This is a genomic window from Streptomyces sp. NPDC002104, from assembly GCF_053593795.1.
In genome coordinates this window covers 21,712-48,453 of the sequence record NZ_JBSFDF010000020.1, presented here as the reverse complement: position 1 = coordinate 48,453, position 26,742 = coordinate 21,712, and the positions used below count along the sequence as shown (strand labels likewise).

The following is a 26,742-nucleotide window of genomic DNA, read 5'->3' as shown; positions in this document are numbered from 1 at the left end:
CGTCGGCGGGTCCCGTCGGCGGACCCGGCGACCGTGCCGGGAGCGCCGCCCGGGAGGTGCGGTCCGAACACGCGCGCTGGGACCCGGTGACCATCCGACCATTCGCTCGTTCTGCTGAACGTGACTGCGCCGGATACCGCCACCCGCCCCCTCTCCCCCGATGTCGAGCAGGCCGAGGCCGCCATCGTCGAGCACTATCCCCGGCTGGTCCGGTTGGCCTACCTGGTGCTGCCGCCCGCCCTCGGCCGCAACCGGCGGGTGCTCACCGCCCACTCGCTGGCCCAGCGCGCCCTGCCGCGCGGGCGGCGGGACGGGGCGGCCGCCGCGCAGGCGGCGGTGCAGGGCGGGGTGCCGGGGCAGCGGGGCGGGGCGGGTCCCGAGTCCGGGTACGCGTACGTACGGCTGCGGGTGCTGCGGGCCGCGCTGGAGGCCGGGATCCCGCTGACGTTCCGCGCGCTGCCCCGGCGGGCCCAACTGCCGCCGCTGCTCCCCCAGGTGTGGGGGCTGCGGCTGTTCCCGCGCTCGGGCGGGGCCGAGGAGCTGGCGCTCGACCAGTGGCTGGCCACCCTCGACGGGCCGGGCCGCGCCGCGTGCGTGCTGCGGGCGCTGGAGCGGCTGCCCGAGCCGGAGGTGCTGCGGGTGCTGGCCGAGGCGGGGGTGGTCAACCCGGCCGCCGCCGTAGCGGAGTCCGGGGACCCGGCCACCGACGAGCTGTTCGCCTCCCCCGAGTTCGACCCCTGCGTGCTCCAGGCCCGGCCCACCGACCTGCTGCGCCGCCGGCGGCTCGTGCGGGCCGGGATCGCCGCCGGGGCCGCGCTGGCCGTGTGCGGGGTCCTGCTCTCGCTGCCCGGCGGCGGGTGGGGGGCCGACGGGGCCGCCGCCCCGCTCTACGCGAGGAACGCCGCGGCGGAGCAGGCCCTGGACCCCGGGCAGTTGCTCCGGGTCGCGCCCACGGTCTGGCGTACGTCCTCCCGTACCGACTACTCCGGCTGGCCCGCGCGCGGCGACCGCGTCGACGACGCCGCCCTGCTGCGGCGGGCCCTGGCGGTCTGGGCCCGGCCGGGCCGCTCGGTCGTGGTCTCGGCCACCCCCGGCACCCCGTCCGGGCCGCCGATGGGACCTCCGCAGCTGCTGTTCGCGGGGACCGTCGACCAGGCCGTCGTGGTCCTGCTGTACGACGGCCTGCGCGTGGCCCGGTACGCCGAACCGCTCTCCGGCACCGACGTCGCGGCCCTCGACTTCGCCCGGACCGACGGCGCCTCCGCGGACACGGCGGCGGCCCTGGTGCTCAGCCGGGTCGACGGCAACGTCCGCTATCTGACGGCCCCCTGGGTGACGGCCGCGACGCAGCGGGACCTGCTGAAGCCGGGGGACGCCCCGACGGGACTGGAGCTGACGGCGGACGGGGTCACCCCGCCGGTGCCGAGCCCCGCTCCGCAGGGCACCTGTACGAGCTGGAACGCGCTGGCCGTGACCGGTGACGGCGCGACCCGGCTGCTCACCGACCTGGGCGAGCTGACCCCGGCCCGGCTGACCTCGGGGGCGCCGGGCGCCGAGCGGAACGTGACCGAGGGTGCGGAGCTGGGCGACTGGTCGCGGATCGCGTGCCTGCTGCCCTCGGTGCGTTCGCACGGGGTGCGCACGGTCAACGCCTGGACGTACGCGAAGCAGCCGCTGCCGGAGGGCGACGGCACGGCGACCTGGCTGTGCACCCGGGCGGAGACCTGGCAGGGCACGGCGGACCGGGTGCAGGCGCAGTTCCTGGCCCCGGGCGCCCCGCTGGCGGCCCAGGCGGCGAAGGCGGAGGGCTCGCCGGCGTGCGGGCCGCGGGAGCCGCGGGTGCTGGCCGGGGTGCTGTGGAAGTCCAAGGCCGGGCAGTGGTACGTCCTGGCGGCGGGCAGTGCGCAGTTCGCCTCGCTGACCGTGGGCGGCGGCCAGGTGAGCGGGGTCGCGGTGGGCAACCGGCTGGCGGTGAAGGCTCCGGCGGGCGCGCAGGTGGAGCTGACGGGCAAGCTGACGGACGGTTCGAAGGCGGGCGTGCTGAGGTAGTCCCGGCCCGGCCGCCCCCGGGCCCTCGCGGCCCGGAAGAGCCCGGGAGGGCCCGGGAGCGGCCCGGGAGCGGCCCTGTCCGGGGGCCGAAGGAAGTGACGGCAGAGGGGTTTCCCTCCCCTCTACCCATCAGTACATTGACGCCATGTCTAATACGCCGCCCGCGTCGCCCGCCCCCGTGGCGTCCGAACACATAGAGCTGAAGGCCCGCAACGTGTCCTTCTCCTGGGAGGACACCCCGCTCCACTGGCTGCCCGGCGACCCCTTCGCGAACCACACCATCAACGTGCTGCACCTGCTGCTCCCGGCGGGCGAGCGCTGGTTCGTGCACGTCTACAAGCAGGTGCTCCCGTACATCACGGACGAGCGGCTGCGCGAGGACGTCGTCGGGTTCATCGGCCAGGAGGCCATGCACGCGAGCGCGCACGACGACGTGCTCCCCCACCTCAAGCGGCTGGGCCTGGACCCGACGCCCTACACGGCGCAGATCGACTGGCTCTTCGAGAAGCTGCTCGGCGACCGGACGCTGCCGCCGGGCGCGCCCCGCAGGTGGTGGCTGATGGAGCGCGTGGCGATGATCGCGGCGATCGAGCACTACACGGCCTTCCTCGGCAACTGGGTGCTCAACGCGGACGAGCTGGACCGGCGCGGCGCGGACCCGGTGATGCTGGACCTGCTGCGCTGGCACGGCGCGGAGGAGGTCGAGCACCGGTCGGTGGCCTTCGACCTGTTCATGCACCTCGACGGCAACTACCGCCGCCGGGCCCGCACCTGGGCCACGGCCTTCACGGCGCTGGTCTTCCTGTGGCAGCGCGGCTCGCGGTACTTCATGGAACACGACCCCGGGCTCCCGCCGGGGTCCAAGGCCTCGGTGGGGCAGTTCTACCGCTCGGGCCGCAAGGGCACCCTGCCGTCCACGGGCGCGATGCTGAAGTCGATCCCGACGTACCTCTCGCGCACCTACCACCCCTCGCAGGAGGGCTCCACGGCTCAGGCCGTGGCCTACCTGGCCTCCTCCCCCGGCGCGAACGGCGGTGTCCGCGGATGAGGCGCGCCCTCGCGGTGACCGCGCTCGCGGGCGCCGCCTGGCTGGCGAAGCGCGCGATCGGCCGCCGCATCGACTCCGGATCGCCGCTGTGGCCGCTGCCCGCGCTGGAGACCCCGGTGTCGGGGTACTCGCCGCGCCGGTGGATCCCGGCGCTGATCGTCTCCCGCACCGAGCCCGCTCAGGGGGTGCTGCTGCTGACGCTGGAGTCGGCGGAGCTCCCGGAGTGGGCCCCGGGTGCGCACCTGGACGTGCAGCTCCCCTCGGGGCTGGTGCGCCAGTACTCCCTGTGCGGTGACCCCGCCGACCGGGGCCGCTACACGATCGCGGTCCGGCTCGTACCGGACGGCCGCGGCGGCTCGCGCGAGGCGCACGCGCAGCTGGTGGAGGGCGCGGAGCTCCCGGTCCGCCCGCCGCGCAACCGCTTCCCCCTCGTCCCGTCCCCGTCCTACGCGTTCGTCGCGGGCGGGATCGGCATCACCCCGATCCTCCCGATGCTCCGGGCGGCCACCGCGGCGGGCGCGGACTGGACCCTGCTCTACGGGGGCCGCTCGCGGGCCTCCATGCCCTTCCTGGCCGAACTCGCCCCGTACGGGGACCGGGTCACGGTCGTCGCCGAGGACGAGGCGGGCCTCCCCGGCCTGGGCGCGCTCGCCGCTTCGCTCGGCCCGGACACCGCGGTCTACTGCTGCGGCCCGGCCCCGCTGATGGCGGCGGTCGAGGCGGCCGTGCCCGCGGGCACCCCGGTCCACTGGGAGCGGTTCGCCCCGGCGGCCGCGGGCGGGGACGCGAAGCCCTTCACCGTGGAACTCCACCGCTCGGGCCGGGTCGTGGAGGTGGGCGCCGCGGAGTCCGCCCTGACGGCCGTGCGCCGGGAGCTCCCCAACACCCCGTACTCCTGCGAGCAGGGCTTCTGCGGCACCTGCCAGCACCGGGTGCTGTCGGGGGACATCGACCACCGCGACACCCTCCTCACGGACGGCGAACGCGAGGACTCCATGCTGCTGTGCGTCTCCCGCGCGGCCTCGGACCGGCTGGTCCTGGACCTGTAGGGGGCCCCTGCGGGGGTGCGCAGTAGGGTGTTGCGCATGACAACCGGGGTGCGGCGCAGGATGGGTGTCGAGGAGCGGCGGCAGCAGCTGATCGGGGTGGCGCTGGAGCTCTTCAGCCACCGGTCGCCCGACGATGTGTCCATCGACGAGATCGCGGCGGCCGCGGGCATATCGCGGCCGCTGGTCTACCACTACTTTCCCGGCAAGCTGAGCCTCTACGAGGCGGCGCTGCGGCGGGCGGCCGACGAGCTCGCCCAGCGCTTCGTGGAGCCCCGGGAGGGTCCGCTGGGGGTGCGGCTGCTCCGGGTCATGGGGCGGTTCTTCGCCTTCGTCGAGGACCACGGGCCCGGTTTCTCGGCGCTGATGCGGGGCGGTCCGGCGGTCGGCAGCAGCCGGGCCAACGCGATGATCGACGAGGTCCGCCAGGCGGCGTACGAGCAGATCCTCGCGCACCTGGGCGTCGACCGGCAGGCTCCGCCGGCCCGGCTGGAGCTCGTGGTGCGCTCGTGGGTGTCGCTGGCCGAGTCGACGGCGCTGATCTGGCTGGACGGCCGGCGGATCCCGCGCGCCGAGCTGGAGTTGCAGCTGGTGCACGATTTCGCGGCGCTGGCCGCGGTGAGCGCCGCCTACGACGCGGAGATGGCGGGCATTCTCGTACGGATCCTCGTGGACGAGCCGGCCGATGGGCCGTTCGGGGAACTGGTGGGGCGGCTGGTGGCCCTGGTCCCCACGGGAGCCGGACCGACGGGTTCCGGCCCCGCGGTGCCCGGTCCGCGTTGATGGACCGTTCTTGATCGAATAGCGCGCAATAATGCCCGCGTGATCATTGACGACGGGATCGTGTTCCGGCAGGCCGAGGAGAAGGACACCGGCACGCTGGTGGCGCTGTACGACCAGGCCGCCCGCTGGATGGCCGCGCACGGGATCGAGCAGTGGAAGCCCGGGGAGAAGGACCCCGCGCACTTCCTGGCGGTCATGCGCGAGGGCGAGGTGTGGCTCGCCTCGGACGGCAACGGGCACACCGTCGGGGCGTACGAACTGTGGTGGTCCGACGAGGAGGCCTGGGGCATCCAGCCGCCCGTGGCGGGCTACGTGCACCGGCTCATGGTCGAACGCGAGGCCGCGCCCGCCGGGGCCGGCCGGCGGCTGCTCGAACACTCCGAGCGGCGCATCGCCAGGACCGGCCGCGAACGGGCGCGGCTGGACTGCGTCTCCACCAACCCCCGGCTGCTCGCGTACTACCAGTCCGCGGGGTACCGGGTGGTCGGGGAGTTCCCCCACAAGGAGGGCAAGGACGGGCGGGTGTACGGGGTGATCCTGCTGGAGAAGCGGCTGGACCAGCTCACCCTGGTGAACACGGCCTGAGCCTCGTCCGTGTGATCACCCCTTCTTGAAGACGGCCGTCGTACGGGCCGGGACGGTGAACTCCCCCTTCGCCCGGTCGTACGCCGCCTGCCGGACCACCGGGTCCGTACCCGAGGCCTGAACCGGGTGCAGGGCGTACCGCGTGCCCGCGAGGGCCGGGACCCGCTGGGTCAGGGCGGTGGGGGCGGCGTTGAAGACCACCACCAGGTCCCCCAGGGTCATCGTGATCACGCCCGGGGTCTCCCCGGTCCCCGAGAGCGGGAAGGCCAGCTTCGCCTGGACCGCCTCGGCGGTGGTGAGGCCGAAGGCCGGTTCCGTCGTACGGATCCTCAGCAGGTCCCGGTAGGCGGCCGAGGCGCCGCCGATCTCCGCGCAGCCGGGTGCGGGCGCGGCCAGCAGGGGCTTCGCGTAGGTCCACTTCGGCCGGTTGTCGGCCGCCGGGGGCAGGCCGCGGCCGAAGCCGTTGCCGTCCTCGCAGTCCCACTGGATGGCGTTGAACCAGTCCCCGCTGTCGAAGGAGTTGCGGTCCAGGGACTTGGAGCGGAGCAGGTCCGTGCCCGCCTGGGAGAGGGCCGGGCCCTGCGAGAGGGCGGCGACGGACATCGCCAGGACCTGGGCGCGGGACCGGCCGGCCGCCGGGGTGTCCTGCGGGAGCTTGAACGCGAGGGCGTCGAAGAGCGTCTCGTTGTCGTGGGCGTCGACGTACGCGAGCGCGTCGCCCGGGGCCGCCGCGTACCCGGCCGGGGCTCCGTTGTAGTCCACCTCGGAGCCCTTGACGGTGCGGCCGGCGGAGTCGGTGAAGGCGTACGCGGCGAGGTTGCCGGTCAGCCCGACCTTGATCAGGTCCTGGTCGTGGAGCAGCCGGGCGCGCTGCTGCTCGGCGGTGCCGTTCGCCGGTGAGGCGTTGGGCGCGGTGAACAGGCCGGAGGCGAAGCCCTGGACGCGCGGGTCCTCGTCGAAGGGACCGCCGCCGCGGACCGCGTCGCGGGCCCGGTCGGAGAAGGTGGCGATGCCGGTGCCTGCCATGTTCTGCTGCGTGGCCTGCACGAAGCGGGCGTCGTCGGCGACCTCGCCGAAGTTCCAGCCCTCCCCGTAGAGGACGATCTTCTTCCCGTCGACCCCGTCCTTGGCGGGGGTCAGCGCGTCGAGGGCGGCGCGCACGGCCAGGATGTTGGCCTTCGGGTGGTGGCCCATGAGGTCGAAGCGGAAGCCGTCGACCTTGTACTGCTTGGCCCAGGTGACCACCGAGTCCACGACGAGGCGGCCCATCATGGCGTTCTCGGGCGCGGTGTTGGCGCAGCAGGTGGAGGTGGCGACGGAGCCGTCGGCCAGCAGCCGCTGGTAGTAGCCGGGGACGATGCGGTCGAGCACGGACTTGTCGGACTGGCCGGCGGCCACCGTGTGGTTGTAGACCACGTCCATGACGGTGCGCAGGCCCGCCCCGTTGAGGGACTGCACCATGCGGCGGAACTCCACGGTGCGGGCCGTGCCGTTCGGATCGCTCGCGTACGAGCCCTCGGGGACCGTGTAGTGCAGTGGGTCGTAGCCCCAGTTGTAGGCGTCCTTCGCGGCCGCGGCGGCCACGCAGGCCTGCTGCTCCTCGGAGTCGGGGGCGTAGACCTTCAGGTCGCAGGCGGGCTCGGTGCGGTCCCCGGGCTTCTCGGGGACGGTGCCGATGTCGAAGACGGGCAGCAGGTGCACGTAGGAGGTGCCGGCGGCGGCCAGGTCGCGCAGGTGGCGCATGCCGGCGGAGGCGGTGTCCGTGAAGGCCAGGTATTGGCCGGGGTGGGTGGTGGTGCGGTCGGCGACCGAGAAGTCGCGGACGTGCAGCTCCTGGATCTGCGCGGAGGCGAAGGGGACGGGCGCGGGCTTCCTCAGCTCGCGCCAGCCGGGCGGGGCCAGCCGGGGATCGGCGAGGTCCACGGCCAGGCTGTACGCGGAGTCCGTGGTCAGGGCGGTGGAGTACGGGTCGGTGACCAGGTTGCGGACCACCTGCCCGGTGCTCGGTGCCCAGACGGTGACGGCGTAGCGGTAGCGCTTGCCGGTCCAGTCGCGCTCCCCGCGCACCGACCAGACGCCGGTGGCGTCGTCGCGGCGCATCGGGACGGTGCGGCCGCCGTCGAGTTCGAGGGCGACCTGCTGGGCGGTCGGGGCCCACACGGAGAGGGTGGGGCGGCCGTCCTTGAAGACGGGGCCGAGGGCGGCCTGCTGTGCGCCGGTCGCGTAGAGGTCGTCGAGGACCCCGGCGAGCTGGACCCCGGTGGCGGCGAGGACGGCGCCGTTGGCGGCGCGGGCACTGGCGACGAGCTGGCCGCGCAGGGCCTCGCGGACGCGGTCCCGGTCGCGCGGGTCGATCGTGTAGGCGGCGTACGCGGCCAGGTGCGGGTACTTCTGCTTCTGGGTGGCGCTCAGCTCGGTCCCGCTCAGGCGCAGCCATTGCGCCCGGCCGGTCAGGGTGCCGTTCTCGGCCTTGACGGCGCCTTCGCGGGAGGCGAGGAGCTGGAGGGAGGCGGCGGCGGGCGGGGCGTTCCAGGCGACGGTGTCGCGGTCGATCCAGACGGCCTGGGCCTTGGTGAGGTCGAGGGCGGCGGCCGACCCGGCGGGCTGCGGGAGGAGGTACTTCTCCTTGCCTCCCAGCATCCACACCTCGTGCCCGTTGCTCTTCAGGTCGAGGGACTGGTCGGAGGGGAGGTCCTTCTCGTCGCCCTTGTGGAGGATGTAGCTGAGGCTGGTGGCTCCGGCGGCGAGGGGGACCTCGTAGACGGCGCCGTAGGAGTCGGTGCGGACGGGGAGGACCGGCTTGGACCAGTCGGTGGGCGCCGCCGCTCCGGTCCAGACGTGCAGGCCCCAGCCCTCGTAGGCGCCGTCGGGGCGCTGGTAGTGCAGGATCGCCTTGGCGGTGTCCTGCGGCGGGTGGGCGGGGCGGTCGGTGCGGGCGGGCTCCTTGCCCTGTTCGAGCCAGATCTCACCCGTCTTCGTCACGTCGATGGAGCGGTCGGCGGCGACGTCCTTGGTGCCGTCCTTGTCGATGACGAGGTAACCGACGCTGCTCGCCCCGGGCTTGAGGCGCACGTAGGCGAAGGCGCCGTAGGCGTCGCGGCCGGTGAAGTCGTGGCCGGCCGGCCAGGGGGTGGTCTCGCCCTCGGCGAGGTCGCCCCAGGCGAAGAGGCGCCAGTTCGTGTAGTCCCCGTCGGGGCGGTTGTAGTGGACGATCGCGTAGTCGCGCTGGGTGGCGGTGGGGACCTCGGCGGGCGGGGTCCGGCCGGTGACGGAGGCGGCGAGGGCGCTCGCGGTGCGGCCGGCCGAGTCCACGACCACGGCCTTGTAGCGCAGCGGGGTGCCGGCGGCGGTGGCCGGGTCGATGAACTGGGTGACCTTGTACGGGGCGTGGTCGGCGGAGCCGAGGACCTGCCAGCTGTCCGTGCCGCTCTGGGCGGCGAACACGACCCGGCTCAGGGGGTCGCCGGTGACCTCGGCGGAGAGCTCGACGGTGCCGGTGGCGCCGGGGGCCGGAGCCTTGAGGGTGAGGGCGGGCTGGGTGGTGGGCTTGGCGGCGGGGGTGGTGGCCTGGAGGACCACGGTGCCGAGGGCCGGGAGGGTGACGGTGAGCTTGCCGGCCGCGGAGGAGCGGATCAGCGTGGCCGTGCCGCCGTAGAGGGCGGCGTACTGGACGCCGGCCGGGGCGTCGAGATCGATGGTGCGGGGCGCGGTGGCGTTGTTGGCCGCGACCAGGTACTCGGTGCGCGTGCGGGGGTCGGTGCGGGCGAAGGCGTAGGCCGAACCGTCGGAGAAGCGTTCGCTCTGGACCCCGTCACGGAGGGCCGGGTGGTCCTTGGTCAGCTTCGAGAGAGCACTGATCTGCTTGTAGAGCGGGTGCTCCGGATCGTAAGCATCGCTCGCATGCGTGCGCACCGTTCCGAGCTGGTCGTCGTCCAGGTAGTCGGCCGCGCGGGAGGCGAAGAGGGGCTGGCGGGCATCCTTGTCCCCGCCCGCGCCGGTGAAGCCCTGCTCGTCGCCGGAGTAGATCACCGGGTTGCCCCGGGAGAGGAACATCAGCTCGTTGGCCAGCCGGTACCGGTCCAGCAGTTCCTGCTCCCCCGCCCCCGGCCGGTCCTGCTTGAGGAAGGTCCCGAAGCGGCCCATGTCGTGGTTGCCGAGGAAGGTGACCTGCTCGTAGGCGTTCGCCTTGTCGGTGGTGTACCGGTAGTCGTCAGCGAAGACGGAGGCCAGCCTCCCGGCTCCCGCGCCCTGGGCGGCGTAGGCGCGGATCGCCTCCTGGAGCGGGAAGTCGAGGGTGGCGTCCAGCCGGCCCCGGGTCACGTACGGGGAGGTGATCGCGGTGTCGGCGGAGTAGACCTCGCCGAACATGAAGAAGTCCTTGCGCCCGTGCCGGGCGGCGTACGCGTCGAGGGCGGTGGCCCACTGCGTCCAGAACCCGGTGTCGACGTGCTTGACGGTGTCGATCCGGAAACCGTCGACGTCGAACTCCCTGACCCACTTCTCGTAGATCTTCTCCATCCCCTCCACGACCTCGGGACGCTCGGTCCACAGGTCGTCGAGGCCGAAGAAGTCCCCCTGGTCGGAGGATTCGCCGGCGAAGGTGGAGTCGCCGCGGTTGTGGTACATCGTCGGGTCGTTGAGCCAGGCCGGGGACTTCAGATTCTTCTTCGCCGCCGGAACGAAGGGCGTACGGGGGAACGAATCCCCGTCCGTCTTCGGGAACTTCCCCTCCCCCGCCGCATGGTCGGCGTCGTCGAAAGGCTCACCGTCCTTGGTCAGATAGGGAAAGGCGCCCTTCGACAGGTACCCGTAGGAGGCCTCCCGGTAGTCGACGACGTCGGCGGTGTGGTTGGTGATGACGTCGAAGAAGACCTTCATCCCCTTCCCGTGCGCCTTGTCGATCAGCCGCTCCAGATCGGCGTTGGTCCCGAAGTGCGGGTCGACCTGGGTGAAGTCGGTGATCCAGTACCCGTGGTAGCCGGCCGAGACGTCCTTGCCCGTCCCCTGCACCGGCTGGTTCTTGAAGATCGGCGCCATCCAGATGGCCGTGGTGCCGAGCCCCTTGATGTAGTCCAGCCGGTCGGTGATCCCCTTGAGGTCCCCGCCCTGGTAGAACCCCTTGTCCGTCGGGTCCAGCCCGGTCTCCAGCCGGGAACCGGTCAGGCCGCCCCGGTCGTTGCGCGGATCGCCGTTCGCGAACCGGTCCGGAAGCACGAAGTAGAACTGCTCCCGGGTCAGGTCGTGCCGCGCGGACTCGGCCGCCAGCCTGGCGTCCGAAGGCGGGGCCGGTGGCGCCTTGGCGGCGGCCGCCGCGGCGGCGGGCAGGGCGGGCAGGAGCGTCACGGCCAGGGTGGCGGCGAGCACTCCCGCTGCGGGGCGTATCAAGGCGGTTCTCCTCGGGTACGGGGCGGTGCGGGACGGGAGGGTCAGTTGCGCCAGGTGTCGTTCAGCGTGACCTTGCCGCTCGCGGGGACGGTGGCGGAGCGGTTGGCCCCGCTCTCCCAGGTGACGTTCCCGGCGGCGTCCTTGCGGACGTACTTGTAGGCGAAGACGGTGCCGGGCGGGAGCGTGACGTCGAGCTTCCAGACGGGATAGGCGGCGGGGTCGAGCTTGAGCGCGGCGCCGGTGTTCCAGCTCCCGAGCTCGGCGCGGTCACCGGTGACGTAGATGTTCTGCCCGACGACGGTGGTGGCGTTGACGGCGAAGGAGGCCCCGGCGACAGCGGTGGCCGTCGGGGTCGGAGTCGGAGTCGGGGTCGGGGTCGGGGTCGGGGTCGGCGTACCGGCACCGCACCCACGAGCCCCCACATGCAGAGCGACGGCCGTCCCGGCCCCGACCGTTGCGGTGAACCGCCCGCCGGAGTCCACGGTCACGGTCCGCCCGCTCTGCACGTCGCAGTAGTCGCCCGCCGCGAGGGAGGTCTGGAACGTCCGGGTCAGTGCCGAGCCCTCATGGTTGATCACCACGTAGGCCTTGCTCCCCCGGCCGAAGGCGATCTGGTCGCCGCCGTTGTCCCACCAGCCGGTGACGGCCTGGCCGCGCGCGGAGTTGCGGAAGCCGACCATGGAGGAGATCTCCCGCCAGGCGTGCTGACACTTCCACCCGTCGGCGTAACAGGCTTTCACCGCACCGCCGTTGGGCGGTCCGGCATCGCGGTCGGTCCACTCGTAGCCGGAGTGCACGTCGGGAGATCCGTAGGGCCACGCCAGCATGAAGACACTGGCGAGCGTGTAGGCGGACCCGTCCTTGTAGCTGAGGGTGTCGCCGCCGCGCTCGGTGTCGTGGTTGTCGACGAAAACGGCGGACTGCCCGGAGGGCATGTACCCCCAGGCCTCCCCGAAGTTCTTCAAGTAGGCGAGGCTTTCACTCTGGAAGACCCGCTTGAGGTCGCGCGCGTACCGGAACTCCTGCACGTCCCCGTTCCCGAGGTACTCGCTCGGCGAGACGGCCTCTCCGGCCCCGTAGATCGCCTCCTGCTTCCAGTAGGCGTTGGGGTTCGACATCCGCGACTTGATGTTGGCGAGGTCGGCGGCGGGCATGTGCTTGGCGGCATCGATCCGGAACCCGTCGACACCCAGCGACAGCAGGTCGTTGAGATACCCGGCGATCCGCCCGCGCACGTAGTCCTCGCCGGTGTCCAGGTCGGCGAGCTGCACGAGCTCGCAGTTCTGCACGTTCCCGCGATCCCCGTAATTCGCCACCGAGGACCGACAATCGTCCATATCGGCACCGGAGTAGAGACCCGGGTAGCCGTACTTCGTGTACGAACTCCCCCCGGTCCCCACCCCGTCCCCGGCCGCCATGTGGTTGATGACGGAGTCGGCGACGACCTTCACCCCGGCCGCGTGACAGGCGTCGACCATGGCCTTGAAGGCGGTACGGTCACCCAGCCGCCCGGCGATCTTGTAGCTGACAGGCTGGTACGAGGTCCACCACTGGCCCCCCTGGATGTGCTCCTGAGGCGGCGACACCTGCACATAGCCGTACCCGGCCGGCCCAAGACTCTCCCCGCAGGCTTTACCCACGGCATCGAACCGCCACTCGAACATGACGGCGGTGACGTCCTTCTCCCCCGGAGCGGCAGCAAGCGCCCGCGGAGCGCTCCCCCCGACAACGGCGAGGGCGGCCACAGCGGTGACGGCGGACACGGACAACAGCGCGGCGGCGGCTCTGACGGCGCGGGCACGGGTGGGCATGGGGCGTTCCTCCTGGCGGAGAGGCGCAGACCGGGTGGGGACCGGTCACGGCCGAGTCGGGGATTGCAGCGACCGTAGGTGCCAGGAGGACCCCCTGCAAGACCTTGCGCAAGAGATTGCAGAATTGTTTCCGGAAGGAGTCGGGGGCGCGGGCAGAAGGCCACCGCACACGCCCGGCCCCCGGGGCAGGACATGTTCGGTGCTGCCACCTGCTGCGCTGAGCGCCTACTCAGAGACGGACATCGCCGAGTCGACCATGAAAGAGACCGCCACGGGCCAGGAAGAGGTCGCCAAGAACATGGGCCGGTGACTTCGGTGCACCAGACAGGCCTGGCCGATCGCTAGAGGAGCCGCCGAAGCTGCACCAGGCAGAGCCAGGTCTCCGGATTCGGTTCCACGTACGCGGCACGCACCGAGTAGCGCCCCGGCTCGAGTTCCACCCGCAGATGGTTATCCGGCTCCAACTCACCACCGGGCCAGGCCGCGTCGAACAAGACCCCCGCGCCCGGAACGTCCCACATCTGCTCAGGCTCCCAGACGGCCTCAGCAAGCGCGACATCAATGCTGCCGAGCAGCTCCTCCTCCGATGCCGCGGCACACCACCGCACGAACAGCCCACGCTCCGGAAGAAAAGACGTCGAGGCGGGGTCATCACCAAGCACCAGAGCCTCCACCTGCCCCACCGCCACCAGGCCGGCATACCCGTCGACTCCGCAGGCCCTGTCGTAGTCGGTTTCCGACGCGTCGCCGTCTGCGCCCGACCACGAGGACAGGACCACTTCGGGCACAACGATCAACGGCCCGCCACCGGACTCCACCCACTCGACCGCACCCGGATCCGCATACCTGGCCATGCGAGGAAACTACAGGCCACTGCAGCAGCTCCCCTCTCGGCCCTTCGCAGTCCGTGAGGGGAACGTCGCGTCTCCGGCGCCAGTCCAGTGGAAGCGCCTGGTGCGCGGCCACGATCGCGTCGATGCGCTGCGCAAGATCGAAGTCCGCGCGCGTCAGACGGTGGCCGGCATCGTGCGTGGTGATCGACGCGCGCAGGCTGTCGATGCGGAGGTCCAGGTCTGCATGGTGCTGAATGCGCCGGGACCGGTCCGCGATGGTCACGATCGCAGCGACGGCAGCGTGGTAGCGGATCTCATAAGTGCGAGTGATTTCATCACCCTTGCGCTCCCATCCCGGCAACCCGCCCAGGTACTCCGAAATCTCCTCATCGGACAACGGCCTCGGTACGCCCCTGTCAGCTCCCCTCGGTCACGGGCGCCAGGACCTCCACCAGATCCCGGCCTACCGGGGCATCGTGCCACGGCCTCATCTCCCCCTCCAGGGAGCGCAGTTCATGCAGCATCCGCGCGGACCGCGTCTCCGTCGCGATCTCCACGGCCGCGCGAGCGATCTCCACCGCCTGTTCCGGTTCCCGGGCCACAGCAGCCGCCGTGGCATGCCGGGCGAGGTACACACCACGGTCCCTCCGCGCAGTCACCGGAACCGCATCGAGGAAGTCGATGACGCCGTACCCGTCTCCAAGGTCGGTACGCACCTGCGCGAGGTTGACGAGCCAGCCGACGAACGCGGCGTATGCGGCCCGCGCGCCTGTTCCGGCTGAGGTCACAGTCCCGCCGGGGCGGTGTCCGGATGCCCACCTGCCGGAGGGGGCTGCGCATGGCCGACGAGGCCGCTCCTCCCCACGTCTCCCTCCCGGCCGTTCCCCGGGGGGAACCCGGAAGTCTTGTGGCGTTTCGGGGTGGGTCGGTCGGTCAAGGGTGGCCGAAGGCCATCGCGAAGCGACGCGACCAAAGGGAGCGCCCTTGAGGGACCGGCCCGCACCGAAAGGACACTGGACTGCCGGGCTCCCCCCGGACCCTCACGCAGCCAAGGACCGGCCCGCAGCCCGGGCCACCCCCGACCCCACCGGCAGTGCTTCGTGCCCGCGCCTCATCACCGATGGGGGCGGGTGGGCAACCACCGACTGGGGGTGGTGGTGAGAGGGGGGTTCGAGCCCCGCCCTACCCCACCCCCGGCCCCTGCCCCGTCGACCCCCGGACCACCAGTTCCGGCTGGAAGACGTACTCCGTGCGCTGGACCGGGGTGCCTCCGACCGCCTCCAGGAGGGCGCCCACCGCCGCCGTGGCCATGGCGCGGACCGGCTGGCGGACCGTGGTCAGTGGCGGGTCGGTGAAGGCGATGAGCGGGGAGTCGTCGAAGCCGACCACCGAGATGTCCTCCGGTACGCGCAGGCCGCGCTCCCGCGCCGCCCGTATGACGCCCAGCGCCATCGGGTCGCTGCCGCACACGATGCCCGTACAGCCGCGGTCGATCAGGGCTCCGCCCGCCGCGTGGCCGCCCTCGACCGTGAACAGGGTGCGCTGGATCAGGCCCTCCCCTTCGGCCCCCGGCAGCGCTGCCCTGAAGCCGGCCTCCTTGCGGGCCGACGGGACGTAGCGCGTCGGCCCGATGGCCAGGCCGATCCTGCGGTGGCCCAGGTCCTCCAGGTGGCGGACGGCCATGTCCGCCGCCGCGCGGTCGTCCGGGGAGATGAAGGGGGCCTGGACCTGCTCGTTGAAGCCGTTGATCAGGACGAAGGGGACCCCCCGCGCCGCCAGCCGCTGGTAGCGCGACGGGTCGGCGGAGGAGTCCGCGTGCAGCCCCGACAGGAACACGATGCCCGTCACCCCGCGTTCCTCCAGCTGCTCCACCAGCTCGTCCTCGGTGGCTCCGCCCGGTGTCTGCGTGCACAGCACCGGGGTGTAGCCGTGGCCGGCCAGGGTCTGCTCGATGACCTGGGCGAACGCCGGGAAGATCGGGTTGGTGAGCTCCGGGGTCACCAGCCCCACCAGGCCGTTGCTGCGCCGGCGCAGCCGGACCGGGCGTTCGTAGCCCAGCAGGTCCATGGCGGCCAGCACCTTGTGCCGGGTGCCGGACGCCACGCCCGCCTTGCCGTTGAGCACGCGGCTGACGGTCGCCTCGCTGACCGCGGCCTGCGCGGCGATGTCCGTCAGCCGCAGGGGCGAAGTCACCCCTGCCACCACACCGCCGTGTCGGCCGGCAGCTCCGACGGGTCGGAGAGGTCCCCGCTCGCCAGCAGTACGGTGCCCGGCGCGGGCATCCGTACCGGCTCCGCGGTCGTGTTCACGGTGCAGACGAACTCCCCCCGCCGGAAGGCCAGCACGCCCGCCGGCGCCTCCAGCCACTCCACGCCGTCGCCCGCGCCCAGCTCCGGGTGCGAGCGGCGCAGGCGCAGCGCGGCGCGGTAGAGCTCCAGGGTGGAGGCCGGGTCGCCGGTCTGCGCGGCCACGCTCAGCCCCGCCCACTCGGCCGGCTGCGGCAGCCAACTACCACCACCACCGCCCGCACCCGCACCCACACCCACACCCGCACCACCATCGCCGAACCCGTACGGCGCCTCGGTGCCCGACCACGGAATGGGCACCCGGCAGCCGTCGCGCAGCCCGTCCTGGCCGTCGCCGCGGGCGAAGGCCGGGTCCTGGCGGACGGAGTCCGGGAGGTCGGTGACCTCGGGCAGGCCGAGCTCCTCGCCCTGGTAGACGTACGCCGATCCGGGCAGGGCCAGCATCAGCAGCGCGGCCGCCCGCGCCCGGGCCAGCCCCGCCTCCCCGCCCCCGTAGCGCGTCACATGACGCACCACGTCGTGGTTGGACAGCACCCACGTGGTCGGCGCCCCCACCGGCCGCATCGCGTCGAGCGACTCGTCGATGGTGGCGCGCAGCGCGGCGGCGTCCCATCCGGTGTTCAGGTAGTGGAAGTTGAAGGCCTGGTGCAGCTCGTCGGGGCGCAGGTACAGGGCCGTCCGGTCGGCGCTCGGGGTCCAGGCCTCGGCCACGCCGATGCGGTCGCCGGCGTACTCGTCCAGCACCTTGCGCCAGGAGCGGTAGATCTCGTGGACGCCGTCCTGGTCGAAGAAGGGCAGCACCTGGTTGCCGAGCAGCTTGAGCTGCTCCCCCCGCCCCAGATCGGGCAGGCCGGGGGCCTTGACCAGCCCATGGGCGACATCGATGCGGAAGCCGTCGGCGCCCAGGTCCAGCCAGAACCGCAGAATGGAGCGGAACTCGTCCTGGACGGCGGGGTGTTCCCAGTTGAAGTCGGGCTGTTCGGGCGCGAAGAGGTGCAGGTACCACTCCCCGTCCGCGACACGGGTCCATGCGGGCCCGCCGAAGATGGACTCCCAGTCGTTCGGGGGCTCCGCCCCGCCGTCCCCCCGTCCGGCGCGGAAGTGGAACCGTTCGCGCAGCGGCGTACCGGGCCCCTCCCGCAGTGCCTGCTTGAACCATTCGTGCTGGTCGGAGCAGTGGTTGGGAACCAGGTCGACGATGATCCGCAGCCCCAGCGCGTGCGCCTCGCGGATCACGGCGTCGGCGTCGTGGAGGGTGCCGAACATGGGGTCGATGGCGCGGTAGTCGGCGACGTCGTAGCCGGCGTCGGCCTGCGGGGAGGCGTAGAAGGGGCTGAGCCACACGGCGTCGACGCCGAGGTCCTTGAGGTAGGGCAGGCGGCTGCGGATGCCTTCGAGGTCCCCCATGCCGTCCCCGTTGGAGTCGGCGAAGCTGCGCGGATAGACCTGGTAGATCACCGCTTCTCTCCACCAGCCGGGCAGGGTGCCGGTGGAGGTGGGGAGGCCGTCCAGGGAGGGTTCGGCGGCGAGGTGCTGGGTCATGTCGTCCTTGAGGAGTCGGGCCGGGTGGTACGAGGGCGGGGCGCGGGGTGGGTGGTCAGCCCTTGGTCGCGCCCGCCGTCATCCCGGCGACGAGGTGACGCTGGGCGAAGAGGAAGAAGAACGCCGCGGGGATGGCGATGAGGATGGAAGCCGCGCTCATCGCGCCCCAGTTGGAGGTGTACTGCGTGACGAAGGTCTGGAGCCCGCCGGCCAGCGTCAGGTGCTCGTCGCCGACCATGAAGGCGGAGGCGTACGCGACCTCGCCCCAGGCGGTGATGAAGGCGTAGAAGCCGGTGACGGCGAGGCCGGGCTTGGCCAGCGGCAGGATGAGGCGCCAGAAGGTCCCGAAGGGGTTGAGCCCGTCCACCCGTCCCGACTCGTCGATCTCGACCGGGATGGTGTCGAAGAAGCCCTTCATCATCCAGGCGCAGAACGGCACGGCGATGGTGAGGTACGTGATCACCAGGCCGAGCGGCTGGTTCAGCAGCCCCAGGTCTCCCATGAGGTTGTAGAGCGGGACGATGAGGATGGCCATCGGGAACATCTGCGTGATGAGCAGGGTCCACATCAGCGGCTTCATTCCGGGGAACTTGAAGCGGCTGACGGCGTATCCGGTGGTGGCGGCGATGAACACCCCGAGGACGGTGGTGATGCCGGCGACCAGGACGGAGTTGCCGAACCAGGTGAGGAAGGAGGTCGACTCCACCAGGTAGCGGTAGTTGTCGAGGGTCGGTTCCTTGACGAAGTCCGTGGAGATGGCGTGCTTCGCCGGCTTGAGCGAGGTCAGCAGGATCCACAGCACGGGGAAGACGGCGATCACGGCGGCGACGGCCAGGGTGCCGTGCAGACCGGCGGAGGCGAGCGCGGAGCGCTTGCCGCGCGGGCGGGCGGAGCCGGCCTTCGCGGAAGCGGCGGAACCGGTGGAACCGGCGGAACCGGCGGAACCGGTGGAACGAGTGGAACCGGCGGAGCGAGCCGAGCCGGTCGTCGAGTCGGTCGTGGAGTCGGTCGTCATGGTCACCACACCTCTCCCTGCTTGCGCAGCGATCGCCGGTAGACCAGCGCGAACATCGTCAGCAGCAGGAGGATCAGTACGCCCCAGGTCGCCGAGACCGCGAAGTCGCGCGGGCTGGTCACGAACGCCTCGCGGAAGGCCTGGGTCACCAGGATCTCCGTGGAGTCGCCGGGGCCGCCCCGGGTGAGCAGGAAGATCACCGGGAACATGTTGAAGGTCCAGATGGTGGAGAGCAGGATCACGGTCATGCTGACCGTGCGCAGCCCCGGCAGGGTGATGTGGCGGAAGCGCTGCCAGGGGCTCGCCCCGTCCATCTCGGCGGCCTCGTAGAGCTCGCCGGGGATGGACTGCATGCCGCCGAGCAGGGCGACCATCATGAAGGGGACGCCGAGCCAGACGTTGACGGCGATGACGGCGATCTTGGCCCAGGTCGGGTCGTCGAGCCACGGGACGGCGGAGATGCCGCCGCCTTCGAGGATCTTGTTGAGGATGCCGTTGTCGCGGTTGAAGAGGAACCGCCAGGCGAAGACGGAGACGAATCCGGGGACGGCCCAGGGCAGGATGAGCGCCATCCGGTAGGCGGCGCGTCCCTTGAACTCGCGGTTGAGCACGGTGGCGAGGCCCAGGCCGAGCGCGAAGGTGACCGATACGCAGGCGACGGTCCAGGTCACCGTCCACACCAGCCGCTGCAGGAACACCGGGTCGGCGAGGACCTCGGCGTAGTTGTCGAGGCCGATGAACTGGTACGTGGCCTCGATGTGGTTGGCGCCGATGGTCCGGCCGACGTTGCGCTCGGTGGCGTCGGTCAGCGACAGGTAGACGCCGCGGACGAGCGGCCAGCCGATGATCACGCCGAGCACGAGCACCACGGGGGTGATCATGGCCCAGGCGTACCAGTGCGTGGCCAGGGCCCGCTTCAGACCGGGGCGGTTGCCCCCGGCGCCGCTGCCTGCGGCCTTGCGATCAGTCCTGCGGCTCCGGCCGCGGGCGGCGGGACCGGCGCCAGGACCGGTCTCGCCGCCCGCGGCCTTCGCCACCGACTGGCTGGTGTGAGCAGCCATCTTTTCGCTACTTCCAACCCTTGAGGATCTTGCGGAATTCGACGCCGGCCGCCTTGGCCGCGTCCTCCGGGCTCGACGCCCCGGTGATCGCCTTGGTGTATTCGACCTTGAGCGGCTCGAAGAGGGATCCGTTCTCCGGGATCCAGGCGCGCTCGACGGCCTTGTCCACGGCCGGCTTGAAGAACTGGACCATCTCGCTGGACTTCACGTCGGGCTGCTCGTAGGCGGCCGTCCGGGTCGGGAGCAGGCTCAGCTCCTTGGCGGACTGGACCTGCACCTCCTGCGAGGTCATGTAGTCGACGAAGGCGTTCGCGGCGGCGATGTTCTTGGAGCCCGCGTAGACGGCGAGGTCGTGGCCGCCCTGCGGGGCGCCCGCCTTGACGGAGCCGGCCGGGACGGCGGCGATGCCGAGGTTGGTCTTGTCCTTGAACTGGTCGCCGGCGTAGCTGTCGGCCACGGCCCAGGGGCCGTTGATCATCATCGCGGCCTCGCCCGTCTTGAAGGCGGTCTGCATGTTGGTCCAGCCGTCGGTGGCGTTGGTGATCGCCGCACCCGAGGTGACCAGGTCGCGGGCGGCCTTGAAGGCCTTGACGCCCGCCGCGTTGTCGACGGTGACCGTCTTGTTCTTCGCGTCGACGAGGTCGCCGCCCTCTCCGTAGATGAGGGGGAGGAACCAGTAGGAGTCGTCGCCGCGCAGGTAGAGGCCGGCCTTGCCGGTCTTGGCCTTGATGGCCGCGGCGGCGGTCTTCACCTCTTCCAGCGTCTTGGGGGGCTGGACGCCGGCGTCGGCGAGCATCTTCTTGTTGTAGAAGAGGCCCATGGTGTCGATGACCTGCGGGACGGCGTAGGTCTTGCCCTCGTACTTGCCGCTGGCTGCGGCCTGGGGCAGGAACTCGGCGTCGACCTTCTTGGCCGTGTCGGCCGGGACCTCGGCGAGGTAGCCGAGGGAGGCGAAGTCGGCGACCCAGCCCACGTCGGCGCGGATCACGTCGGGGGCCTCGGAGCCGCTGCTGAAGGCGTTCTTGACCTTGTTCTGCGCGTCGCCGTAGGGGACGTTCACGTACTTGACGGTCACCTTGGGGTGCTTTGCGGTGAACGCCTCGGCGAGCTTCTGGAAGGACGCCTTCTCGGCGTCGTTCGAGGTGTCCCACCACGTGACCGTGCCGGAGAGCTCCCCGTCGGCCTTGGCGCCGCCGCTGCCGCCGCCGTCCTTGGTGTCACCGCCGCAAGCCGTCGCCGCGAGCGCCAGAGCCGCGACCAGCGCGGTGGCCGCTATGCCACGCCGCATATGAACTCCTTCGATGATCCCGGCCGCGCCTCGCGTCCCGAGTTGCCGAGAACGTAACAAGCCTGAAAGCCGACCGAAAGACCTTGCGGGAACTTTCTGCAAGAAGGGGTGATCGTTACATCCGTGTGTCCGGACGGTTGCCGCAGCTTGCTGTTAGTTCGAACCCTCTTCGACTGTCCGGGCCCGCAACCAGGGGGCGCGTACGCGCGTTGACCCGATATGACCCACGAGTTGACGGCCTCCCGGCTTGCAAGCGCTTCCAGCAACGCCACGGCGAGCGGCGGCTGGTGGCGCGATGCCGTCATCTACCAGGTGTACGTCCGCTCCTTCGCGGACAGCGACGGCGACGGGATCGGGGACCTGCGCGGGGTCCGCGAGCACCTGCCCCACCTGGCCCGGCTCGGGGTCGACGCGGTGTGGCTGACCCCCTTCTACGTCTCCCCCCAGGCGGACGGCGGCTACGACGTCGCCGACTACCGGGCCGTCGACCCGCTCTTCGGGGACCTGGCCGACGCCGACGACCTGATCCGCGCCGCGCACGCCCTGGGGCTGCGGGTGATCGTGGACGTGGTCCCGAACCACACCTCCGAGCAGCACGTCTGGTTCCGCGCCGCGCTGGCCGGGGAGCCGGCCGCCCGCGCGCGCTATCACTTCCGCCCCGGCCGCGGGCCCGCCGGGGAGCTCCCGCCCAACGACTGGGAATCGGTCTTCGGCGGACCCGCCTGGAGCCGGACCCCGGACGGCGCTTGGTACCTGCACCTCTTCGCCCCCGAGCAGCCCGACCTGAACTGGGAGAACCCGGAGGTCGCGGCGGAGTTCGAGGCCGTCCTGCGCTTCTGGCTCGACCTCGGCGTCGACGGGTTCCGGGTGGACGTGGCCCACGGCATGGTCAAGGCCCCGGGCATGCCGGACATCGGCCGCGGGGCGCAGGCCACCCTGATCGGCACCGAGCCGCTCCCCTTCTTCGACCAGGACGGCGTCCACGAGATCCACCGCTCCTGGCGGCGCCTCCTCGACTCCTACGAGGTCCCGCGCATCGGGGTCGCCGAGGCCTGGGCGCCCACCTCCGAGCGGCTCGCGCTGTACGTCCGCCCCGACGAGATGCACCAGGCCTTCAACTTCCGTTTCCTGGAATGCCCGTGGGACACCCGCGCGCTGCGCACCGTCATCGACGAGTCCCTCGCCGCCACCGCGGCCGTCGGCGCCCCGACCACCTGGGTGCTGTCCAACCACGACGTCGTGCGCCACCGCACCCGCTACGGCAGCCTCGCCCGGGCGCGGGCGGCCGCGCTGCTGATGCTGGCCCTGCCCGGATCGGCGTACGTCTACCAGGGCGAGGAGCTCGGCCTGCCCGAGGTGACCGACCTCCCGGACTCCGCGCGGCGGGACCCGGCCTTCAGCCGCGGCGACGGGCAGGACGGACTGCGCGACGGCTGCCGGGTGCCGGTCCCGTGGTCCGGCCAGGAGCCGCCGTACGACTTCGGGCCGGCCGGGAGCTGGCTCCCGCAGCCGGCGGACTGGGCCGGGCTCAGCGTCGCCGCGCAGACGGGCGACCCCCACTCCACCCTGGAGCTCTACCGCGCCGCCCTGGAACTGCGCCGCGCGATGCCGGGGCTCGGGGCCGCGGGGGCGGGAGCCGGGTCCGGCGCTGAGGCCGAGTCCGGATCCGAGGCCGAGGCCGTGCACGGTTCCGGGGCCGAGGCCGTGCACGCCGGGGCCGAGGCCGAGGCCGTACCCGGTTCCGGCGCCGGGGCCACCGGGATGCAGTGGCTGCCCGCGCCCGAGGGGGTGCTGCTCTTCACCCGCCCCGGCTTCGCGTGCACGCTCAACACCCGCCCGGTCCCGCTCGAAATGCCCTCGCCCGGACGCCCCGTCCTGTCCAGCGCGCCGGTGGAGACGGACGGCCGAACCGTCCGGCTTCCCCCGGATTCGTGCACGTGGTGGTCATGGTGAACGTCCGACCGGTACAGTCCAATCCCGTGACCGCACGGCTAGCCGACATCGCAGCCCAGGCGGGGGTCAGCGAAGCCACAGTCAGCCGCGTGCTCAACGGCAAGCCCGGTGTGGCCGCAGGCACCCGTGAATCCGTGCTGGCCGCACTCGACGTCCTCGGCTACGAACGCCCCGTACGGCTGCGCCAGCGCAGCGCGGGACTCGTCGGCCTGATAACGCCCGAACTCGACAACCCCATCTTCCCGGCGCTCGCCCAGGTCATCGGCCAGGCGCTGACCCGGCAGGGGTACACCCCGGTGCTGGCCACGCAGACGCCCGGCGGGTCCACCGAGGACGAGCTCGTGGAGATGCTCGTCGAACGCGGGGTCTCCGGGATCATCTTCGTCTCCGGGCTGCACGCGGACACCACGGCCGACATGGGCCGCTACGACCAACTCCGCGGGCAGGGCGTCCCGTACGTCCTCATCAACGGTTTCTCCGACAAGGTGCAGGCCCCCTTCGTCTCCCCCGACGACCGGGCCGCGATGCAGCTCGCGGTGACCCACCTGACGGCGCTCGGGCACACCCGGATCGGGCTGGCCGTCGGACCCAAGCGGTTCGTGCCGGTGCTCCGCAAGATCGAGGGGTTCCGCCTCGGCATGAAGGAGCGGCTCGGACTCGGCGAGGAAGAGGTCGAGGAGCTGATCCAGCACTCCCTCTACACGCTGGAGGGCGGGCAGGCCGCCGCGTCGGCGCTGATCTCGCGCGGCTGCACGGCGGTGGTGTGCGCGAGCGACATGATGGCGCTCGGCGCGATCCGCGCGGCCCGCCAGCAGGGCCTCAGGGTCCCGCAGGACGTGTCCGTGGTCGGCTTCGACGACTCCCCGCTCATAGCGTTCACGGACCCGCCGCTGACCACCATCCGCCAGCCCGTGCAGGCCATGGGCCAGGCCGCGGTACGGACCCTGCTGGAGGAGATCGGCGGCACGCCGGCCCCGCACAGCGAGTTCGTGTTCCTGCCCGAACTGGTCGTCCGCGGCTCGACCGCGTCGGGCCCCCAGCAGGGCCGCGGGACCGCCCGCGCCTGAGGCGCGGGGGCCGTAGTGCCCGACCGGGCCCGTAGCACCTGGGGCCCGGTCCCGCACCCCCGAGGAATCCCCTAGGGACGCACGGCCTCCGGTCCTCCGGGGGGCGGAGGGGCTGCGCCCAAGACCGTCCCAAGGGATGATCGGAGGCGAGTCGCCATCTGGCAGACTCTTTTCCTATGGGTGAAGCGAGCGTGAAGACACTGGATACCCGGACGGACGTCTCGTCATCCCCCGTGACCGAGAGCCAGGACCGCCCGGCGTCGTCCGAGCGCACCGTGCTCTCCAGGCTGCGCGTCCCGCGACGACCCCGGATCTGGTTCGAGGTCCTGCTGATCGCGGTCAGCTACTGGACGTACTCGCTGATCCGCAACGCCGTGCCCGAGCAGAAGGCGGCCGCGCTCGCGAACGCCGACTGGATCTGGCAGGTCGAGCGGTCCCTCGGCATCGCCGTCGAGGAGAAGGTCAACCACGCCGTCAACGCGGTGACCTGGCTCGTGGTGGGCATGAACTACTACTACGCCACGCTCCACTTCGTCATGACCATCGGCGTGCTGGTCTGGATCTACCGCTTTCATCCCGGGCGTTACGCGGCGACGCGGCTCGTCCTCTTCGCCACCACGGGCGTGGCCCTGGTCGGCTACTACTTCTACCCGCTCGCGCCGCCCCGGCTGATGAACGGGCAGAACTTCGTCGACACCGTGCTGGTCCACCACACCTGGGGCTCCATGGCCTCGGGCAACCTCAAGCACATGTCGAACCAGTACGCCGCCATGCCGTCCATGCACATAGGGTGGTCGCTCTGGTGCGGGCTGACGATCTTCGCGGTCGCCTCCGCCCCCTGGGCCCGGATCCTGGGCCTGCTCTACCCGACGGCGACCCTGGTCGTGATCGTGTCCACCGCCAACCACTTCTGGCTCGACGCCGTCGGCGGCATGCTCTGCCTGGCCTTCGGCTACGCCGTCTCCCGCGCCTGGTACGGGTCCCTCCCGCACCGGCTGCCGCGCCGGCCCGTGGAGACCGGCCGCCACCCGGTGGCGGCGGCCGTACTGAACCACCCGGCCCTCGGCCGCTTCCGGCGCTGACCTCAGCGGACCCGCCACCTGCCCAGGAGTCCGCCTCCGAAGGCCGGCCCGGGTTCCGACACCTCCAGCGGGCCGCCTCCGGACCCGGGTGGCTTTTTCAGGAGCCGTGCGGTGCCGGGACCGGGCCGGTGCGGTGGACCCGGGACCCGCTCACCCCGATACCGCGCGGTGCGTGATCCGGCCGCCCGACATCGTGAGCCGGATCGGGACGGCGGCCAGCTCGTCGGCCGGAGCGTCCACCGGGTCCAGGCCGAAGGCGGTCAGGTCCGCCCGGTAGCCGGGTGCGATCCGGCCCGCCACCTCTCCCTCCCCCGCCGCCAGCGCGGCGTGCGAGGTCATGCCCTCCAGGGCCATCAGCCCGCTCAGGGCCGCCCCGGTCCAGGCCCCCGTACCGGCCGAGGCCGCGCCGCGCGGGTCGCGGGCGGTGGCCAGCACCTGGCGGGCGTCGTAGTGGGCGATGGGCCAGTCCGAGCCGAGCGCGAGCACCGCGCCGGCCTCGCGCAGGTCCCGGCAGCGCCAGGCGCGGCCGGCCCGTTCCTCCCCCAGTCGCTTGGACCACTCGTCGCTGTGGTCGGCCCGGGTGTACGCGGTGTGCGGCGGCTGCATGGAGGCGATCACCCCCAGCTCCGCGAACCGCTTGAGCTGGCCGTCCGGGACCGTCTCGATGTGCTCGATCCGGTGCCGCATCCGGCCCCGCAGGCCCAGTGACTCCACCGTGTCCAGGACGTGGCGGACGGCCGCGTCCCCGATGGCGTGGGTCGCGGTCCGCACCCCGGCCGCGTCGAGGACCCGTACCGCCTCGGCGTAGGCCTGCGGATCGGGCCAGAAGGCATCGGTGCCCCGGCCGTGGCAGTCGGCGTGCTCCAGCCAGGCCGTGCCGCCCTCGACGGTGCCGTCCATGAAGAACTTCACCCCGCCGATCTTCCAGTGCCGGCCCGCGAGCCGCTGGAGCTCGATCAGCTCGTCCAGGTCCTCGCCGGTGGCGCCGGGCATGCACCAGGGCGAGAGGTTCAGCCGCAGCGGCAGGTCGCCCTCGTACTCGGCGGTCGCGAGGAGGGCGGGTACGTCCCCGTCGCCGAGGTCCATGACGTGGGCGCCGGTCAGACCGGTGGCGGCCATGTCGCAGAGCAGTCCGGTGAGGCGCTCGCGGCGCTCGCCGTACGCGGGCTTCGGCGCGAGCGAGCCGACCAGGGCCATCGCGGCGTGCTCGATCAGGTGGCCGGTGGGCCGTCCGTCGGAGTCGCAGACGATCTCGGAGCGCTGGGCGAAGGCCCGGGGGCCGGTGATCCCGGCGGCGGCCAGGGCCGCGCCGGAGGCGAGCGCGGAGTGGCCGTCGTAGAGGCGCAGGAAGGCCGGGGCCCCGGCGAGGGCCTCCTCGATCAGGGCCTTGTCGACGGGGCGGCCGCCGAAGACGTTGTGGTCGAGGCCGAAGCCGGTGACCCAGCCGCCCGGGCCCCGGTCGGCGGTGCGCAGGGCGGCGCGGAGCTGGTCGAGGCCGGTGACGGCGGAGAGGTCGGTGCCGGTGGCCATCTCGATGCCCCAGACGGGGTGGCTGTGGGCGTCGGTGAGGCCGGGGGTGAGGGTGGCGCCGCCGAGGTCGACGGTCTCGGTGCCGGGGCCGCGCCAGTCGCGGACGTCAGCCTCGTCGCCGACGGCGACGATCTCGCCGCCGAGGACGGCCACCGCGCGGGCCTCGGGGCGGGCGGGGTCGAGGGTGCGGACGCGGGCTCCGGTGAGGACGGTGTCGGCAGCGGGCACGGCTCTGCTCCTTGCGGGGGTTCGGGCGGGTGGGGCTGGCGGGGCGGGTCGGGCACCGGCGGGGCTGATCGGGCCGGCGGGGCGGTTCGGGCCGGTGGCGCGGGGCCGCCGGCCGGCCGGGCAGTACGGG

At 72.4% G+C, this 26,742-nt stretch carries 18 protein-coding genes and 1 pseudogene; 8 read left to right on the top strand and 11 right to left on the bottom strand.

The genetic code is table 11. The features are described from left to right. The first annotated feature begins 120 nt into the window (after positions 1-120). From ACWCP2_RS18830 to ACWCP2_RS18810, 5 genes are all read left to right on the top strand, one after another. Positions 121-2,049 (top strand): hypothetical protein, encoded by a 1,929-nt coding sequence (locus tag ACWCP2_RS18830; protein ID WP_450909700.1) that lies wholly within the window; start codon positions 121-123, stop codon positions 2,047-2,049. 145 nt (positions 2,050-2,194) lie between these two features. Beyond that, on the top strand, positions 2,195-3,097 hold the full coding sequence (locus ACWCP2_RS18825) for a metal-dependent hydrolase (RefSeq protein ID WP_450909699.1): 903 nt from the start codon (positions 2,195-2,197) through the stop codon (positions 3,095-3,097). Continuing rightward, the gene (locus tag ACWCP2_RS18820) at positions 3,094-4,146 is read left to right on the top strand and encodes a PDR/VanB family oxidoreductase (protein ID WP_450909698.1); all 1,053 of its coding nucleotides are present in this window, start codon (positions 3,094-3,096) and stop codon (positions 4,144-4,146) included. Before ACWCP2_RS18825 ends, ACWCP2_RS18820 begins: the two co-directional genes overlap by 4 nt. A 36-nt stretch (positions 4,147-4,182) precedes the next feature. Next, a complete protein-coding gene (locus tag ACWCP2_RS18815) occupies positions 4,183-4,926 on the top strand; it encodes a TetR/AcrR family transcriptional regulator (protein ID WP_450909697.1) in 744 nt (247 codons plus the stop codon). Between the two features lie 39 nt (positions 4,927-4,965). Further along, on the top strand, positions 4,966-5,511 hold the full coding sequence (locus ACWCP2_RS18810; RefSeq protein WP_450909696.1) for an N-acetyltransferase family protein: 546 nt from the start codon (positions 4,966-4,968) through the stop codon (positions 5,509-5,511). A gap of 15 nt (positions 5,512-5,526) precedes the next feature. Here the strand turns inward: ACWCP2_RS18810 and pulA are convergent, their stop codons facing one another. The 10 genes and pseudogenes from pulA to ACWCP2_RS18760 all read right to left on the bottom strand — a co-directional run bounded on the left by pulA (position 5,527) and on the right by ACWCP2_RS18760 (position 20,752). Then, a complete protein-coding gene (gene pulA / locus ACWCP2_RS18805) occupies positions 5,527-10,896 on the bottom strand; it encodes a pullulanase-type alpha-1,6-glucosidase (protein WP_450909695.1) in 5,370 nt (1,789 codons plus the stop codon). A 41-nt stretch (positions 10,897-10,937) separates the two neighbouring features. After that, positions 10,938-12,707, bottom strand: a complete 1,770-nt coding sequence (locus ACWCP2_RS18800) for a carbohydrate-binding module family 20 domain-containing protein (protein ID WP_450909694.1) — start codon at positions 12,705-12,707, stop codon at positions 10,938-10,940. A 341-nt stretch (positions 12,708-13,048) separates the two neighbouring features. Beyond that, positions 13,049-13,561 (bottom strand): immunity 21 family protein, encoded by a 513-nt coding sequence (locus tag ACWCP2_RS18795; protein WP_450909693.1) that lies wholly within the window; start codon positions 13,559-13,561, stop codon positions 13,049-13,051. 124 nt (positions 13,562-13,685) lie between these two features. Next, positions 13,686-13,937, bottom strand: a pseudogene (locus tag ACWCP2_RS18790) (4a-hydroxytetrahydrobiopterin dehydratase); the annotation flags it as partial. A gap of 19 nt (positions 13,938-13,956) precedes the next feature. Next, entirely contained in the window at positions 13,957-14,328 is a 372-nt protein-coding gene (locus tag ACWCP2_RS18785; RefSeq protein WP_450909692.1) for a hypothetical protein, read from the bottom strand. Between the two features lie 394 nt (positions 14,329-14,722). After that, positions 14,723-15,742: a LacI family DNA-binding transcriptional regulator gene (locus tag ACWCP2_RS18780; protein WP_450909691.1), complete on the bottom strand. Its 1,020-nt coding sequence runs from the start codon at positions 15,740-15,742 to the stop codon at positions 14,723-14,725. After that, positions 15,730-17,388, bottom strand: a complete 1,659-nt coding sequence (locus tag ACWCP2_RS18775; protein WP_450909690.1) for a glycoside hydrolase family 13 protein — start codon at positions 17,386-17,388, stop codon at positions 15,730-15,732. The genes ACWCP2_RS18780 and ACWCP2_RS18775 overlap by 13 nt, the downstream gene beginning before the upstream one ends. 55 nt (positions 17,389-17,443) lie before the next feature. Then, a complete protein-coding gene (locus ACWCP2_RS18770; RefSeq protein WP_450909689.1) occupies positions 17,444-18,403 on the bottom strand; it encodes a sugar ABC transporter permease in 960 nt (319 codons plus the stop codon). A gap of 2 nt (positions 18,404-18,405) precedes the next feature. Continuing rightward, positions 18,406-19,464, bottom strand: coding sequence for a carbohydrate ABC transporter permease (locus ACWCP2_RS18765; protein ID WP_450909688.1), 1,059 nt, complete (start codon positions 19,462-19,464; stop codon positions 18,406-18,408). Positions 19,465-19,471: 7 nt separating this feature from the next. Next, complete coding sequence (locus tag ACWCP2_RS18760) at positions 19,472-20,752, bottom strand: extracellular solute-binding protein (protein ID WP_450909687.1); 1,281 nt, start codon at positions 20,750-20,752, stop codon at positions 19,472-19,474. A gap of 219 nt (positions 20,753-20,971) precedes the next feature. On the opposite strand from ACWCP2_RS18760, the gene ACWCP2_RS18755 reads away from it, so the two are divergent. The 3 genes from ACWCP2_RS18755 to ACWCP2_RS18745 all read left to right on the top strand — a co-directional run bounded on the left by ACWCP2_RS18755 (position 20,972) and on the right by ACWCP2_RS18745 (position 24,854). Further along, positions 20,972-22,705 carry a glycoside hydrolase family 13 protein gene (locus ACWCP2_RS18755; RefSeq protein WP_450909686.1) on the top strand — a complete coding sequence of 578 codons (1,734 nt, stop codon included), beginning with the start codon at positions 20,972-20,974 and terminating at the stop codon, positions 22,703-22,705. 26 nt (positions 22,706-22,731) lie between these two features. Continuing rightward, positions 22,732-23,772, top strand: a complete 1,041-nt coding sequence (locus ACWCP2_RS18750; RefSeq protein ID WP_450909685.1) for a LacI family DNA-binding transcriptional regulator — start codon at positions 22,732-22,734, stop codon at positions 23,770-23,772. A 176-nt stretch (positions 23,773-23,948) separates the two neighbouring features. Then, entirely contained in the window at positions 23,949-24,854 is a 906-nt protein-coding gene (locus ACWCP2_RS18745; RefSeq protein WP_450909684.1) for a phosphatase PAP2 family protein, read from the top strand. A gap of 150 nt (positions 24,855-25,004) precedes the next feature. Here ACWCP2_RS18745 and ACWCP2_RS18740 read toward each other — a convergent pair whose 3' ends face one another. Then, positions 25,005-26,612 (bottom strand): amidohydrolase, encoded by a 1,608-nt coding sequence (locus ACWCP2_RS18740; protein ID WP_450909683.1) that lies wholly within the window; start codon positions 26,610-26,612, stop codon positions 25,005-25,007. Between the last annotated feature and the right edge of the window lie 130 nt (positions 26,613-26,742).

What these genes read in the sequence shown, in the direction of transcription:
- ACWCP2_RS18825 (WP_450909699.1), top strand. Translation starts at nt 2,195, where the DNA reads ATGTCTAATACGCCGCCCGCGTCGCCCGCCCCCGTGGCGTCCGAACAC.
- ACWCP2_RS18820 (WP_450909698.1), top strand. Translation starts at nt 3,094, where the DNA reads ATGAGGCGCGCCCTCGCGGTGACCGCGCTCGCGGGCGCCGCCTGGCTG.
- ACWCP2_RS18815 (WP_450909697.1), top strand. Translation starts at nt 4,183, where the DNA reads ATGACAACCGGGGTGCGGCGCAGGATGGGTGTCGAGGAGCGGCGGCAG.
- ACWCP2_RS18800 (WP_450909694.1), bottom strand. Translation starts at nt 12,707, where the DNA reads ATGCCCACCCGTGCCCGCGCCGTCAGAGCCGCCGCCGCGCTGTTGTCC.
- ACWCP2_RS18795 (WP_450909693.1), bottom strand. Translation starts at nt 13,561, where the DNA reads ATGGCCAGGTATGCGGATCCGGGTGCGGTCGAGTGGGTGGAGTCCGGT.
- ACWCP2_RS18775 (WP_450909690.1), bottom strand. Translation starts at nt 17,388, where the DNA reads ATGACCCAGCACCTCGCCGCCGAACCCTCCCTGGACGGCCTCCCCACC.
- ACWCP2_RS18770 (WP_450909689.1), bottom strand. Translation starts at nt 18,403, where the DNA reads ATGACGACCGACTCCACGACCGACTCGACGACCGGCTCGGCTCGCTCC.
- ACWCP2_RS18765 (WP_450909688.1), bottom strand. Translation starts at nt 19,464, where the DNA reads ATGGCTGCTCACACCAGCCAGTCGGTGGCGAAGGCCGCGGGCGGCGAG.
- ACWCP2_RS18760 (WP_450909687.1), bottom strand. Translation starts at nt 20,752, where the DNA reads ATGCGGCGTGGCATAGCGGCCACCGCGCTGGTCGCGGCTCTGGCGCTC.
- ACWCP2_RS18755 (WP_450909686.1), top strand. Translation starts at nt 20,972, where the DNA reads ATGACCCACGAGTTGACGGCCTCCCGGCTTGCAAGCGCTTCCAGCAAC.
- ACWCP2_RS18745 (WP_450909684.1), top strand. Translation starts at nt 23,949, where the DNA reads ATGGGTGAAGCGAGCGTGAAGACACTGGATACCCGGACGGACGTCTCG.